This window comes from Streptomyces sp. NPDC051963, from assembly GCF_044593495.1.
Taxonomy (GTDB): Bacteria; Actinomycetota; Actinomycetes; order Streptomycetales; family Streptomycetaceae; genus Streptomyces.
On record NZ_JBIUCC010000003.1, the window covers coordinates 298,123 to 313,095 of the forward strand.

The 14,973-nt window shown below is 66.9% G+C and carries 6 protein-coding genes (1 of these 6 only partly in view); all 6 read right to left on the reverse strand.

What is annotated here, in order from left to right:
- Positions 1–9,910: the start of a lonely Cys domain-containing protein gene (locus ACIHFB_RS13715; RefSeq protein WP_400126877.1), read on the reverse strand. It extends 43,313 nt beyond the left edge of the window; 9,910 of the gene's 53,223 nt are visible here — the first part of the coding sequence; its start codon is at positions 9,908–9,910; its stop codon lies off the left edge, out of view.
- On the reverse strand, positions 9,911–10,282 hold the full coding sequence (locus ACIHFB_RS13720; RefSeq protein ID WP_365280222.1) for a hypothetical protein: 372 nt from the start codon (positions 10,280–10,282) through the stop codon (positions 9,911–9,913). It lies immediately after the preceding gene.
- Entirely contained in the window at positions 10,279–10,758 is a 480-nt protein-coding gene (locus ACIHFB_RS13725) for a YbaB/EbfC family nucleoid-associated protein (protein ID WP_365280225.1), read from the reverse strand. The genes ACIHFB_RS13720 and ACIHFB_RS13725 overlap by 4 nt, the downstream gene beginning before the upstream one ends.
- A gap of 34 nt (positions 10,759–10,792) precedes the next feature.
- Positions 10,793–13,999, reverse strand: coding sequence for an AAWKG family protein (locus ACIHFB_RS13730; RefSeq protein WP_400126878.1), 3,207 nt, complete (start codon positions 13,997–13,999; stop codon positions 10,793–10,795).
- Positions 14,000–14,050: 51 nt separating this feature from the next.
- On the reverse strand, positions 14,051–14,536 hold the full coding sequence (locus ACIHFB_RS13735) for a type VII secretion system-associated protein (protein ID WP_365280231.1): 486 nt from the start codon (positions 14,534–14,536) through the stop codon (positions 14,051–14,053).
- Between the two features lie 114 nt (positions 14,537–14,650).
- Positions 14,651–14,971 carry a WXG100 family type VII secretion target gene (locus ACIHFB_RS13740; protein ID WP_365280234.1) on the reverse strand — a complete coding sequence of 107 codons (321 nt, stop codon included), beginning with the start codon at positions 14,969–14,971 and terminating at the stop codon, positions 14,651–14,653.
- Positions 14,972–14,973 lie beyond the last annotated feature (2 nt).

The following is a 14,973-nucleotide window of genomic DNA, read 5'->3' on the forward strand; positions in this document are numbered from 1 at the left end:
GTGCGTCGGACAAGCACGACTGGATCACGAACACGGCGTTCGGACTGAGCCCTTGCACGCTGGGGCGGCGCTTCAGATGACCGACCAGTCCGTCCCCGGTGGCCCACCTTTCCCCTGTGTCCGGCGGGATTGCCCTCTCGTCCACGACCTGGGTTGCGTCCTCCAAGCCGTGCGCGACGAGGTGGTAGAACTCCTCCTCCAGCTCCGCCCACAGACCGTCCTCGGGAGGCCCGATTAGCTCGCCAGTGACCGGATCGAGTTGGTACACGTCCAGGTTGTGCACATCTCGTGCGTAGCCCTGCCGGTCGTGCATATCGGCGTCGGTGAAGATGGCACGGCCCCAGGGCCGCCAGGTACCGGGATCCGTAAGGGTGAAGCTCTTGAGGTGCCGGTCCATCAGTCTGGAGCCGTCGCGCAGGACCATGGACCCGTCCCCCGGCTTGGCCCAGTCACCGTTCGGCCCCAGGTCGGTCGGGATGCTTTTCACCCAGTCGCCCAGCGGGATCTTCTTCTGTGGCGTCGACAGGTTCACCACATCGTGCCGGTACCGCTGCCTCTTGCTGTCGAAGAACAGCCGTGGGACGCCGCTGTGCGCGAGAACCTTGCGCGGCGAGAGCCCGAACGACATGCCGCGCGGCATCTCCAGGCCGCCGGCGCCCGCGTTCGGCACGAACAGCTGCACATCTGCCCGGGCGCTCCGCTTGATCAACTCCCTGTCCATGGCGAGCAGTTCGGTCAGCTCGTCGCCCGGAATCCGGCGGGTCTTCCCGTCCGGCCACGGGACCACGACATGGTCACGGCCGCCTTCCGCCTCCAACCAGTAGGTCTCGTCACTTCCGGTCATGTCGTTGGGCGGTACCTGCGCAAGCGCGTGCCGCCGAGTCCAGCTACGGCCGACCACCTTGCCGCTGGGCTCGATCAGCAGATACTCGGGGGCGAGCAAGCGGCCCCGCGTGGCGGCGTGGAACGCGGCCAGCGACGCCAGGCTCCGGTCGCGGCCCTCCGCCATCGCCTCGGCCACCACCGCGTACAGCTCATCAAGCACCGCCGCGTCTACCACCCCGTACAGCTCGGCAAGCACCGCCTCGTGCTCCCATGCGTCCACCGGTGCGGAAGGGGCCAGGTGCAGAATCCGGCGTGCCAGCGGCGTCAGGTCGAGCGGGCCTGGGGCCAGGTCGGGGTCGGCCTGGCGCAGCTCGTCCAGGCGGGCTCGGGCGGCCGCCGCTGTGTCGGACGGCCCCGGCGCATCGGATGACGCGAGCGCGCCGCCGCGTACGCGGAAGGGCAGCCCGAGGTCGCGCCGATGGCGATCGGCCAGGGCCCTGGCCTCGCCGCGGCTGCCGCCCGCCGCCAGCAGCCCGGCGACCTGCTGGACGGCGTCGAGATAGGGCTCAGTGGCATACGAGGCATCCGCCGCCACCGGGTGCAGCTCAAGCGGCAGCACCAGGCTCATCGCGGTGTACCAAACCCCGGACAGGCGCGCCCCTTCCTCCCGCGGCCGCCCGCCATCAGGCCCCGCCGCGGCCCGCGCGAACTGGGCGTACGCCTCCTTCCACCGCCTACGCGACATGTTCGCGGCCACGACGTCGAGCACAGCGGGCCACGGCCCCGGCCGCACCATCATCGCGCGCACCCGCTCCACCGGCGCGAGCACACCCGAAGCCGGCCCCCAGGCCCCCATCTCCCCCAGGTCCTCCGGCACATCCGCCGTCGTGACCTGCGCGGCGATCCACCGCCGTGCGCCCTCATCATGGGCGACACGCGGCACGATCGCGGACGTTTCAGCCGCCCCCACACCCGCGGGATCGATACCCAGAACGCGCAGCCGGTCCTCCGCCGCGGACCTCCTGCCGTACGCCTGCACCGCACGGGCGCGGGCCGCCGCGAGGACGGCCGGGACGCCACTGCCGGGGGTGCCGCTGCCACTGCCCGGCGTCATACGCCTCGCCGCCGCATTCTCCGCGGCTACGGCGGCACCGTAGGCCTGCACCGCGTCCGTGTACTCCTCCACGGCAGCCGTGATCTCGTCCTCGCCCGCGGCCACACCGAGGGTGTCGTCCGGAGCCGGGTCCGGATCCCCCGACACCAGGCGCCCCTTGCCCTTGCCTTCGAGGTGCGACGACGTGTCGGAGGACTGCGCGAACGGCGGCAGCGCTGCGGCGAGCGCTGGCGACCCCGCCGGGGGCGCATTCGTCCTCGCACTCTGCGGCGCACCGTCCACGGGCCGCGTGAGCACGGGCCGCCGGGTGCCTTGCGGGCGAGGCCGACGGGCCGACTCGCCGGCCGGTGACGGCCCGGACTCCGCAGGCCGCACGCGGGGAGCAGTCGGGGGGGCGGTATCGGCCGCATCCGCTGCCATCTCCGCTGATCGGTCCAGGTCCGGATCGGCCAGCCGCGGCTGGTCCAGGCGGACGACCGCCGCGGTGTCGGACCGCATCTGAATGTCGACCGTGACCCGTCCCGGGCCGCCCGACGGTGTAGCACCTTCCGGCCGTGTCTCCTCGCTCACCTCGACTGTGAACACGTCCGGCACGCCCTGTTCCCGGAGCGCCTGGGCGACCGCCGCGGCGCGCTGCCCGGCGGTGCCCGAACGGGAGGGGCGGCCATCGTCTCCATAGCCGGTCACCACGAGACGCGGGCCGGGAACGCCCGCCGGGACGTTCGGCTCGGAGGCCTCCGCGATCTCCCCCGCCAGCTTCCGTACCCGCTCAAGCTGGGCTCGGGTGAGCTCGGAAACCCCGCCGGTGAACCTGAAGCTCGTCGGCCCGGGCAGAAGCGCCCCCGCCCACAATGCACGGAAGGCGTCCAGGGAATCCTCCTCGGCCTCCGTGGCGTGCACCGGATTGACCGACTCCAGTGGCTCCGGTTCCGCGCCGTAGAGCCCCTGCATCAGTTCGAGGAGCTCCGGGTAGTGCCGCTTCACCCAGTCCGGCCCGCCGTTGTGCCGCATCTGGCCGGAGGCCATTCCCCGGTTCACGCCGAGGTACAGGCAGCTGAGCTGCGCGAAGAACTCATCTGCGTTGGTCCTCGAATAATTCCTTACCTGATTGCCATCCTTGTCCGGAACGGCCTCGACGCCGTCCGGGTACAGCGCCCCGTACTCCGTGGTCGCCTGGTCAAACGCCTGTTTGATGGCACTCTTTTGCTCATCGCTGAGGGCGAACCAGTAGATGAGATGGGCAATTTCATGCATGACCGAGGAATAGCCATCCGCCTGAGCGGTGTGCTTCAACAAGTCGAGTTCACCGAGAAGATTTTCCTCAACTATTGCCGAAACTCCCTCGGATTTATGCGTCGCGCCACGGTTCAGATCGATGATCCCGCCATGATGCAGGGCCTCACCGGCCAGCTGCCGGAAAGGCTCGTAGGCGGTGATCGGCAGATGGCGCGGCACAATCAGGGCATGGCGACCGCCCTTCAGAAGCTTCTCCACGACGTCAGGGTTGCGCAGCATCACGGCTATAAGCCGCCGCGCCTCCCTCCGCGCCGCCGCCGTCTGCACCACGTCCGAGGACGGCTGCGTCAGCGCCGGAGCGGGGCGCCCCGGCTCCGAGAGGTGCCGCTGCACACTCGCCCCCACCTGCACCATGAGATACGCCGCCGTCTCGGCGAGTTCATCAAGGGACAGCCTGTTCTGCTTCAGCCCATCCGTCAGCGAGGTGGCCAGCGGCTCCGTCAGGAAGAGACTGGACATCAGCCGCCGGTGCTCATTGGGCGACAGCTCCAGCGCGCGTTTGCGCTCTTCGTGGGACATGTCCACAAGGCGCGGCACGAGCCCGTGCACCGGATCCGAAGCCACCGCGTCCGAACGTCCCAGCTCGGCCACGAAAGCATCGAGCACCCCGAGCAGGCGCCGCCGGTCGTCCCGGTCCATCTCAAATTTCGCCCAGGTCAGAATAGCGTTCTGCCTGGCTTCCTGGTTGCGCACGCCCGGCGCCAGCAGCTCGTAGAGGGAAACGGTCAGCGAGGGGGCGCTCCAAGGATTCCTCGCGGCACGGAAGCGCTGACCACCCAGCCTCTCCAGATCACGCACCAGATCGCGGCTGGACCCCTTGTGCCCGACTCCCCACAGCAGGTGGAACAGGAGATGCTCGCGCAGACGGCCATCGCGGGTCGTTACCAGCTCAAGTGCTGTGTCCGTGAGAGTTTCGTTCTCGGACGGCATGAGGAAACCGTCGATTTCGACGTTACCGGCCGCCGCGGACACGCGGCTTGAGGTTGCCAGTGAGAACTGAACGCCATATACCTCGCCGAGGAGCGTCTTCCCGTCCCTGGCGAACGTGAGCACGTTCGGAGATGTTCCGGGAAACTCCCGGGAAACGGCCTGGTTGATCTCGTCCAGAGTCCGGTCGGGCGGGGCGACGAGTTCGAAGCCGATCCAGTGGAACGGGAGCGGGTTCCCGAACTGCACCCTTCCGTTGACAGGCCGGATGAGGAGAGCCTCGTCGCCCAGGTCTCGGACCGCGGACCTGACACGGCGACCCACGTCCAGGATGGTGTCCTCGGGAACCCTAAGAGCGTGTTGCGGGTCGTCAGGCCGCGAGGCCACTGCAGCCGTGCGGCCCAGCTCGACCACGAATTCGTCGAGCATCCCCTGCAGTGCCCGCCGGTTCTTCTCGGGCACCCTGAGCTGCCGCCAGCTTGTGTTGAGCCGCGACCGCTCCGCCGAGTCCGCCACTGCTGGCCCCAGCAGCTCGTAGAGCGCGGCGGCCAGGGTGGGAGCGAACGAAGACGTCCTCGCGGCACGGAAGTTCGCGGCACGGAAGTTCGCGCCTCGCAGACCCTCAAGGAGATGTGGCAGCGTGCGGCTGGAACGCGCCTGACCGAGCGCCCACAGAAGATTGAACAGGTGCCGCTCACGCACCTGCCCGGCGCCGCTCGTCGCCACTAGGTACGCGGTGTCTGCCAAGGAGTGGTTCCCGGACGGCAGGAGGTAGCCGTCGACCTCGGTGGTTTCGGAGTATTCGGGGCCAGAGATGTAGATACGGATTTCTACGCCGTTGACCGTTCCGGTGAACCCGGTTCCGTTCGGGGCGAGCGCCAGCGCGTCCGGGGGAATTCCTGGAAGCTCCCTGGATACGGCCTGGTTGATCTCATCCAGAGAGAGACCGGCCGGGGAGACGAGCTGGAACCCCACGCCCCTGATCGGAAGAGGATTCCCGAACTGCACCCGTTCCCTCGCGGGCCCGCCGAGAATGACGTCACCGCCCATGCCCCGCACGGCGGACCTGATACGGCGGCCCACGTCCAGCGGCGTCTGCGGAGTGGCTTGCGCCTCGACCTCCGCTTCGCCCTCCGCCTGGTCCCACAGCTGCCGGAACCCGTCCAGGGCATCGTCCTCTGCGCGCATGGCGTGGACCGGATTGACCGACTCGAGTTGCGCCGGCTTCTTGCCGTACAGCCACTGCATCAGCGGGAAGAGCTGAGGATAGTGCCTTCGCACCCAATCCGGCCCGCCGTTGTGGCGCATCTGACCGGAAGCCGGGTCCGTCCCCTTGTTCACTCCGAGGTAGAGGTTACTCAGCTGCGCAAAGAATTCAATCCGGTTGGTCCTTGAGTAATTCCCCACCTGATTACCGTCCTCGTCGAGAACGGTCTCAACACCGTCAGGGTACAACGCACCGTATTCGCCAGTAGCCGCGTCAAACGCCATGCTGACTCGGCGCTGTTGGCGCTTGTTCAGGGCGAACCAGTGGATGACGTGGGCGAGTTCGTGCACGGTCGTTGCATAGCCATCGGACTCCCCCTCGGCTCCGAACAGGTTGGACTCGCCGAGCAGGCGCTCCTCCGCCACTCCCGCGACCCCCCTGTCGCGGTGTGCCAGGCCGCGCACCGTATCGAGTTGCTGGCCTCGCACCGACATACCGGCCTGGTCGAGGAAGGGTTCATATGCGGTGATCGGCATGTGGCGAGGGACGACCAGAACGTGATGCCCGCCCCTCAGGAGCTTCGCCACCACCTTCGGATTGCGCAGCATCAGGGCAACCTGCCGCCGCGCCTCCCGCCGCGCCTCCGTCGTCCGCACCACGTCCGAGGACGCCTGTTGCCCCTCCGGGGCAGGCTGTTCCGCGCCCGCCGCCACCTGCACCATGAGATACGCCGCGGTCTCGGCGAATTCATCACGGGACAGCTTGCTCTTCTTCAGCCCGTCGGTCAGCGAATCGACCAGCGGCTCCATCAGGAAGCGGTTGAACACGAGCCGGCGGTGGTCAGCAGGCGACAGCTCCAGCGCACGCTTACGTTCCTCCTGCGACATGTCCACAAGACGCGGAACGAGCCCGTGCACTGGATCCGAAGCCACCGCGTCCGAACGCCGCAACCCGGCCACGAAAGCATCCAGCAATCCGAGCAGGCGTCGCCGGGCGTTCTCGGGCACCCCCTGCGACTTCCAGCGGTCATCGAACTGCGTCCGGCTCGCGGGATCGCGCTCCGCCTCCATCAGTTGCTCGTAGAGGGCGACGCTGAGTGTGGGGGCGGCCCACTGTCCTCCCGCGGCCCGGTAGCGCTCCCCTCTCAGGCCCTCAAGAAGGCCGGGCAGCTCGTCAGCTGAGTCCGTCTTCCCGAGCCCCACCAGCAGATCGAACAGATGACGTTCACGCCACCTCGCATTGCGGCTGGTCGCGAGCGCAAGCGCGGTATCTGCCAGGGATTCATTCTGGGACGGCACCAGGAAGCCGTCGATTTCGGCCGATTCGGCATTCGCGTACGCGGGACCCGACGTGGCGATACCGACCATGACGCCGTTCACCGAGCCGGCGAAGAGCTGCCCGCTCTCGGTGAGCCGCAGCGCGTTCGCCGACGTACCAGGAAACTCCCTGGATATAGCCTGGTTGATCTCGTCCAGGGAGGGGGCGGCCGGGGAAGCGAAGTGGAAGTACAGCTTGTCGAAGGGGAAGGGATTCCCGAACTGCACCCGCTCCCGGATGGAACCGCCCAGGAACAGGTCACCCCCCGCCCCACGAACGGCCGCCCTGATACGGCGGCCCACCTCCCGTACGGCGTCAGTCGAGACAGCGGCACGCCGTTCCGGACCGGAGGAAGACCGGGACGAGGGGACTCCTCCGGCCGTCGGCCGCGCGGAGGCCGGCTGGGCCGCAGTCGGGGATGTGTGACGGCCGCCCGTGGGCGCGAGAGCCACCGTCTCCCCGGCGTCCGTCTCGACTGGGGCAGCGGACGTGGCGGAGTCCGGGTTCGAGGACGTGGTGACGATCGCGGTCGGCGGCGTGACGATGGGCTCGGCCAGCCCCAGGCTCGCGCGGACGGTGTCCAGGAGTGCCGTGGCCGGGGCCGGGGCCGACGGCGGCGTCGCGTCCGCCTCCGGGTCTGCGTCGCGGCTGTGCGTCAGCGCCTTGCCGACGACCGGTCGGACCGCGTCGCGGAAGGTGTCGCCTCCGTGGCGGGAGACGACGGCTGCCCAGGCGTCGGCGAGGTCGGCGGGGGTGGCGTCCGCCGGGGCCGAAGTGGCGAAGTCCGCGTACGCCTGCTGCCAGATCCGCTGGGTCACCCGGTCCGCGATGGCGTCGAGCTTCCCGGTCCAGGGGCCGGCGCCGGACCGGGCCATGAGCAGCAGCCGCGCCTGCTCCAGCGGCGTCAGCCCCGCTTCGCGTACGGACAGGAGGCCGTCGCCGGCCATGGTCGCCGCGAACTGCCGGCGCTTGTTCATCACCCCGGCGGACTCCAGCTCTTGCAGGGTCACCGTGGAGTGCGGGTCGAGCAGCGCTGCGCCATCGTCCCGACCGTCCGCCGTCAGGTCTTCCGCCGTCAACCGCTGGGCGATCCAATGGCGTTGGGCATCGCCCGTAGCCCCCGGGATCTCGGAGCTGTCGATGCTCGACGAGCTGGACACGGATGCCGTGTCCTCGGACTCTGATGCCGTGTCCTCGGACTCTCCGGCCTGCGGGCCCTGGTGGGCGTCCTGCTCTGCGTCCGGGCGGGAGGCAGGGGCATCCGGCTGCCCTGGGGCGCGGTTGCCCTGGCCACCGGATTGCTGGCTCCCCGGCTGCTGGCTCCCCGGCTGCTGGCTCCCCGGCTGCTGGCTCCCCGGCTGCTGGCTCCCCGGCTGCTGGCCGCCAGGCTGCCCCGTAGGCTGCTGGCTGCCGGGTGGGCCCGGCGACTGCTGTGTAGCGCCCGGGCCAGGAGCGACGTCGCCCTCGGGATTCAGCGCCGCGTCCTCACCGGAGGTGAGCGACTGGCTCTCCGGGCCACCACCGCGGCCGGGTGCGGAGGGAGGCGGGGATTCGGTTCCCGGTGCGAGGAGGTTCTTGTCGCCCTTCAGGTCTGCTAGGTCCTGGGCGCCGGGGCTGGACAGCGGATCGGCGGGGTTGTAAGCGTTGACGTCCGCGTCTTCGGGCAGCAGGTTGAGGGCCCCATCCGCGTCGGGCAGGTCGTCGTACGGTGCGTAGTCGCCGAAGTCCTTGGTGACGGGCGGGCTGACGTTCTGCGGCAGCCCCGGGCTCCCTGGCCCGAAGGCCGAGGCCGTGTTCGTCCAACCGGGGGGCGCGGGCGCCGGGATCTCGGCTCTGTACTCCCGGGCTTCGGGGGTCGGGAAGGCGTCCTGCTCCGGGGATGGCGGAGCGGAGTCCTGCGAGCTGTACAGCGGCGGAGGATCCGCTGGGGTGAACGAGTCAGGCGGCGGAGGGCTGCTGCCGTTGAAAATGTTGTCCGGGGATGAGGATGTGGGCAGCAGGTCGGGCGATGCGGGGGGAGGCGTGAGCGGTAGGTTTTGGGTCCCCGGCTGGGAACCGCCGACCCCGTTCACGCCTCCTCCGGCATCGCCCGGGCCGTTCGAGCCGCCCGGGTAGAAGCTGTTCATGTAGAACTCGGTGAATATGTTGCCGTCTGGGAATGACTTATGATGCAGCCACACAAATGCGCCCGTCATTCCCCAATTGGGATTCCCAGCGATGCCCCCTGCGAGGCCGGCTTGTATGTTGCCGCTGGACCCGGAACCCAGGAAGGTCTCCCACTTGAAGTTCCAGTCGTTGTATATCAGCCCTACGCCGATGTATTCGGCCGCGCCCTCTCCGATGCCCTGCGCGACGAAGATCTGACCGACGTCGTAGACGGCGTTCGGACCCGGATCCGGCTTATTGAAGTAGTTGCCGAAATCCGGGCCGTTCAAGAACTTGCTGTCCTTGAACTCGTCAGGGAAGCTGTCCCTGTCGAACTTGCTGAACACGTCCTTCCCGAAGTTGTTATTGAAGTAATCGGAGAGCTTGTCCTTGATGACGTCGCCCAGCCCCATGAGCCAGTGCGTGAACGCTCCGGTCAGGGCGCCGATCGCTCCGGCCGCGAAGACCTGCCCCCAGTCGATCCTCTTCAGCCGCCGTATGGGCTCAGGAATGTTTCTCTGGGCCTCCTGGACAAAGAAGTCCAGGATCGACTCATCCAGCATCTCCGTGAGGCTCGGCACGACCGGCACGGCGTTCAGCAGCCGGTCCACCGCCATGGTGATCCCGAGTGCGGCGCGCGCCCTGGCCCAGGCGGCCTGGGACAGGGACAGGCCACCCGTGAAGTAGGCCAGCGCCGCGAGTATCGCCAGCTCGACGATCAGGCGGGCGATCTCAGCATAGATCTGCCACCTCGCGTTCTGCAGCTGCTGGGAGAGCAGGATCTGGTTGTCGGCGAGCTGCCTCTGCTGACGTCTGAAGTCGTCGAACATCCCCGAGAACTGGTCGAGGACCTGATTGAACGAATCGCCCATCTCGTCCGGGACTTCGTCGATGATCTTTCCGACGGCCTGCCGGAGAACTTCCTCGAATTCGGTCATGTCCTCGGCCGACATGTCGTACAGCTGCCGGCTCCCAAACATCATGTCCGGCAGGCCCTGGGGTGGCATGTCACCGATCAGGATGAGACACCAGTACCGCTCCTCTTCGGTCCAGGCCTCGTAGTCGTACTTGCCAGCCATCTAGCGCCTGCCCCCGCCACCGGGATCGCCAGACGGATCCGGCAAGACGCTGTTCCGCCGCGCATCATCGATCATGTCCCCAGCGTCGATATTGGCCTCATCTGCGCTGTTGAAGAACTCATTCGCGGCGGATGCGAAACCGTCGATCACCTCATCGAGGCGCTCGTGGACGCTCGTGATCCCATCGTTCTGCTTGTCGTACTCCGTGGACCCTCTCCAGTAAAAATCGTCGTCCCTCCCGAAAGCCGGCCTCCACTCCGCGGCCTCCGATTGGAATCGGGACTTCATCTCCTGTAGGCGCTCCTTCAGGGAATTGCGGAAATTCTCCACGGCCTCCCGTCCCTTGTCAGGATCGACCCGGTACACGCTCATGCCCGGCCCCCCGGTGTCTGGTCGGCGTCGTCCTCGTGGATCTCGTCCCGCAGCCGGTCCCTGGTCCGGCCGCCGCCCGCGCGCCGGCCGCCGGAGAGAGCCGAGCCGAAGATCTTCTCCCAGTCGACCTCGACTCCCGGTGCGTCCGGCAGGCCGGGGTTGGGCTGCGTCAGCGGGGCGAAGGCCGCCATGACGCGCTCCGCGACCCGCCGACGGCCCTCGTTGGCCGCCTCCAGCACCGAGGCCGCCAGTTGCGGACCTGTCATGGCGGCGAACTTGTTGTCGGGGAAGTTCAGTCCGGTCAGCTCGCCCTGCGCTCCGACAGTCACCTCGACAACGCGGTCCTTGGAGCGCACTGTCTCGGAGGTGGTCCGCAGGTCGTCCTCGGCGCGGGCGATAGCCGCCCGGGTCGCCTCCATATAGGCCCGCGCCCTGGCCATGCGGTCCTCAAGCGATTCCTGCGGGTTTCCCGCCATCACAGCTTCCTCTCCCTGGGCTTCCCGTGGTCATTCATCGTCCGATCACCGCCGGTGCGCCCCCTTCGTCGGAGCCCCATACGTCCTCGTCCTCCGGCGCCCACACGTCGCGCTCCCGGTCGCCGCTCTCCGTCTGCTGCCGGTTCTGCTCGCCCTGCCCACCGCCCGCGCCTGCCATGGGCGGGACGAAGGGAGTACCGCCGCTGGTATGGATCACGGCCTCGCGCTCGTCGTAACGCCCGTTCCCCGCGCGGGCAGCGGCGGGCCGCCTGCGGTTGCTGACGACCTCGCCGCCGTCGATGACGTTGCGGGTGCGCTCCGAGGGGCCGCCGTCGCCGCCCCCACCACGGCCGGGACCCATCCCCTGGTTCAACGGCATTCCGCCGGGAGAGCCGCCGACGCCCTGGGTCGAGGGGGGCGGCGCGCCGATGCCGCTCCCTTCCTGCCCGTTGGATCCACCGTTCTTGGGGTCGTACAGTTCCTCTTCCGGGGTCTGCGCGCCGTTGAACGAGCCCAGGTCGTTTACGCCCCCGACCTGGGAACCCTCGTAGTCGCCCTGCGAGCCCGAACCCGGAAGTTCGCTCCCAGGACCGCCGTTGAGATATCCCGAGGTCGTCGTGCCGTCCGGGCTCGTCAACGTGGTGGCACCGGTCTGCGGGTCGACGGTGGTCGTGCTGCCGTCCGGGTACTCAGTGACCACCTCCCCCTGCGAGTCGAGGTGGGAGACGCTGTCGTCGGGGTTGGTGAAGACGTCGCCCGAGTTCAACGGGCCGGAGGAGGTCGAGCCGTCAGGGTTGGTGACGGTCACGGTCTGGGTCTGCGGGTCGATCGTGGTGGTGCTGCCGTCCGGGTACTCGGTGACGACGCGGCCGTGCTCATCCAGATGCGAGTCGCTGCCGCCCGGGTTCGTCAGCGAGTCGTCGCCGTTGACCGGGCCGGTGATCTCGTTCTGGTCCTGCACCAGGTCCTCGGCCTGCTGCTGCTGTTCCCGCTGGAGGTTGAGCTGCTGCTCCTGGTACTCCTTCTGCTGCTCCTCCTGGCGGCGCTGGTACTCCTCCTGCTTGGCCTCCTGCTCCTTCTGCTGCTGCTCGGCCTCCCGCTCCTGCTCCGCCTGCTTCGCCTCCTGCTCCTTCTGCTGCTGCTCCTGCTTCGCCTCCTGCTCCTTCTGCTGCTGCTCGGCCTCCCGCTCCTGCTCCGCCTGCTCCTTCTCCTGCTCCTTCTGCTGCTGCTCCTGCTTCGCCTCCTGCTCCGCCTGCTCGCGGTCGGCTTCCCGCTCCTGCTCCGCCTGCTTCGCCTCCTGCTCCTTCTGCTGCTGCTCGGCCTCCCGCTCCTGCTCCGCCTGCTTCGCCTCCTGCTCCTTCTGCTGCTTCTCCTGCTCCTTCCGCTGCTGCTCCTGTATGGCCCTCTGCTGGGCCATCTGATGGAGCTGCATCTGCTCCTGCCTGCGCTGGTATTCCTCCTGCTTGGCCTCCTGCTCCTTCTGCTGCTGCTCGGCCTTCCGCTCCTGCTCCGCCTGGTCGCGTTCGGCCTCCCGCTCCTGCTCTTCCTGTTTGGCCTCTTGCTCCTTCTGCTCCTGCTCGGCCTCCCGCTCCTGCTCCTCTTGCTTCGCCTCCTGTTCCTTCTGCTGCCGCTCCTGCTCGGCCTCCTGCTCCTTCCGGATCTGGTCCTGCCGTTCCCTCTCCGCCTCCTGGCGCCTGAGATCCTCCTCGCGCTGTGCGTCCGCCTTGGCCTCCTGCGCCTTCCGGATCTCGTCCTGCCGTCTCTGCTCCTCCTCCTGGCGCCTCAGGTCCTCCTCGCGCTGTGCGTCCGCCGCGGCCTTGGCCTTGGCGGCATCCTCTTCAGCGTCCTGCCTGGCCTTTTCGTTCGCCGCGTTCATGTCGTCGATGTTCTTCTGGTTTTGCTCGGCGATATCGTCCTGCTTGTCTTGGGCGTCCTTCTGGTCCTTGTAGGCCTTGTCTTCCTTGAAGGCCGCCTCCAGGTCGTCGGCCCGCGGCGGGCGGATCTCCCCGATGTCCAGGCCCGCGTCCGCCCACGCCCGCTGCACATTCCGCATGGCGTCTTCGGCGGCTGTACCCAGCGTTTCGCGGACGTCGTTCCACCAACGCTGCCTCGCCGCTCCACCGACCTTCTTCCAGGTCGACATGGAGTCGAGCGGGCCGTAGGAATTACCGAACTCGTTGACTGCTTCGTCACTGAAACCGGGGTCGGTTGTATAATTGTTGCCCGTTGCGCCTTCGCCGTTAGCGCCAGCGTTCGCATGGGCAGACGGGTTTCCGAATTCGGCGTCGTGATACGAGATCTTAGTGATGTTGAAATCCCACACGTAGTCCATAATCTGTGCGAGGATGTCACTGAGCCAACGCAACGGGTTGCTCCTCTCATTGGCCCAGGTCACCCACACGTTGTGCAGCTTCTGCGCTTCCTCGCGGACTACGTCACCGGCATGCCGGATCGCGGCCCCCTGCTTTGATCCGAAGGATTTACCGGAAGTGTTCTCCATATCTTCGGCAAGGCGTTCGTACCGCCGCACCAGAAGATGGACCAGCTCCCACCAGACGCCGGCCGCATAGCCCCGCCAGTTATCGTTCTCGTACGTACCGAGAATCTTCTCCCACCCGTGCAGCTCGTTCATCCGCCCGTTGACAAAATTCTGTACGTGGTCGAACGCCAGGGCAGCCGTTTCGAAGGTACTGAGGTCAACGGTATCCTCTATTCCGACACCATCCCCGCCCCAGGCGAAGCCCTTCGTGCCGTGCTCGTGCCGGAATAGCGCCTCCAGCGCCCTCCCCGTGCCGTAGGCATACCGATTCAGGGCGTACGTATCCCAGGAAGTGCCTTCGGTATTCTCATCCGTGTCGGGAAGCTTCCCTTCACTCCCCGCCTTCACACCGCCAACGGGCGCATACCCAGAGTCCCGGTCACCAAGCAGCCGGATCTTAACCTTCTGATACTTCACCTCCCCGTCGATGTCGTTGTAGAACGGGATGGTGATGTCCAGCGTGTTGACATCAAAGAGCGAGTTTTCGCCGATCCAAGCCGTCTCCGACGCATCGACGACTTCGACCTTGTCCATCGTCTCAATCTCGACGTACATCAGAGGAATGTCTTGGTTGCCTATCAGCTTGTCCGTGAAGACATCCTCGATGAGTGGAGCGTCGTACCCAGTGAGTACTTTGACCGCCTTCTGCCATTCGTCGTACTTCGAAAGCAGCGGTATCTGGGTATCTTCTTCGGACGGCATAACGGGCTCCAGCGACAGGAATCGGACGGCTGACGGTTCTGTGATCAGGGATCAGGTATCGCTACTGCTCTCTCCTGTGGCCGAGGAGTCGGCAACATCGTCCACCACGTCCTCGAAGACGTTCAGGAGCTTCTGACCGTCAATCTTGCTCAGGTTGTCCTCCTCCGCCTTAAGCAACGTGCGCAGAGTTTCGCGCATATTGCTCTCGATGTCGTCAAAGAGGAGCTGCTGGTCCTCGATGAATCCACCGAGGGTGTTGGCCAAGCTTTTTACCTGATCCTGCAGATACCCCCCTCCCTCTTCATCCTCCAACAGGCCCATGGTCAGCGGCCAGGCGCCGCCCGGCGACACATAAACAGGGCGAGAATTCCCCCCCAGGTCGGCGATTTTTGGCACCGTCGGCCCATCGCCACTGGAGTCGGCGGTGCCGATCTTCTTAAGTGCCGCCTGGAACTCCAGGATTTCGTTGTTGATGAAATTCTTCATCCATTCCTTGTCGAGGACGATCTCTGATTTATCGTCGTTCCCAGCTGCCACGGCGCTGCCTCCCCTGCCATCTCGTTCCGCCTGCCTGGAGCGCGGGCAGCGGTCCGCGTCAACCGGAACGCAGACCGCTGCCCGTCACCGGATTCCTGTGCCGTTCAGCCGCCGCTAGCGAAGGCTTTCCCACCTCATCTTCGACTGCTGCTGATTCTGGTAAAATACGTTCGACACGTCATCCAGAGTCATGCCATGCTTCTTCACCAGTTTGGCCATTTCCTCGGCCGCATTGTTCCATGCCTCCTGTTTCACCCTGTACACGTCCGCGTCGTCGCCGATCCAGCTCTGCTGGAGCTCGTTGAGTTCCGTTTTCAGCTGCTGCAGCCACGAAATGATCTGATTGGTCTGCAGCTCCATGTCCTGGATCGCGTTTCCAGTCCTCTGGAAATCAACGAAGATATGACCGTCGGTGAAGTTCGCGCGATCTGGCATTG

Bases quoted from the DNA above. Each gene is read 5' to 3' on its own strand.
- ACIHFB_RS13720 (WP_365280222.1), bottom strand. From the start codon at position 10,282: ATGAGCGTGTACCGGGTCGATCCTGACAAGGGACGGGAGGCCGTGGAG.
- ACIHFB_RS13725 (WP_365280225.1), bottom strand. From the start codon at position 10,758: ATGGCGGGAAACCCGCAGGAATCGCTTGAGGACCGCATGGCCAGGGCG.
- ACIHFB_RS13730 (WP_400126878.1), bottom strand. From the start codon at position 13,999: ATGCCGTCCGAAGAAGATACCCAGATACCGCTGCTTTCGAAGTACGAC.
- ACIHFB_RS13740 (WP_365280234.1), bottom strand. From the start codon at position 14,971: ATGCCAGATCGCGCGAACTTCACCGACGGTCATATCTTCGTTGATTTC.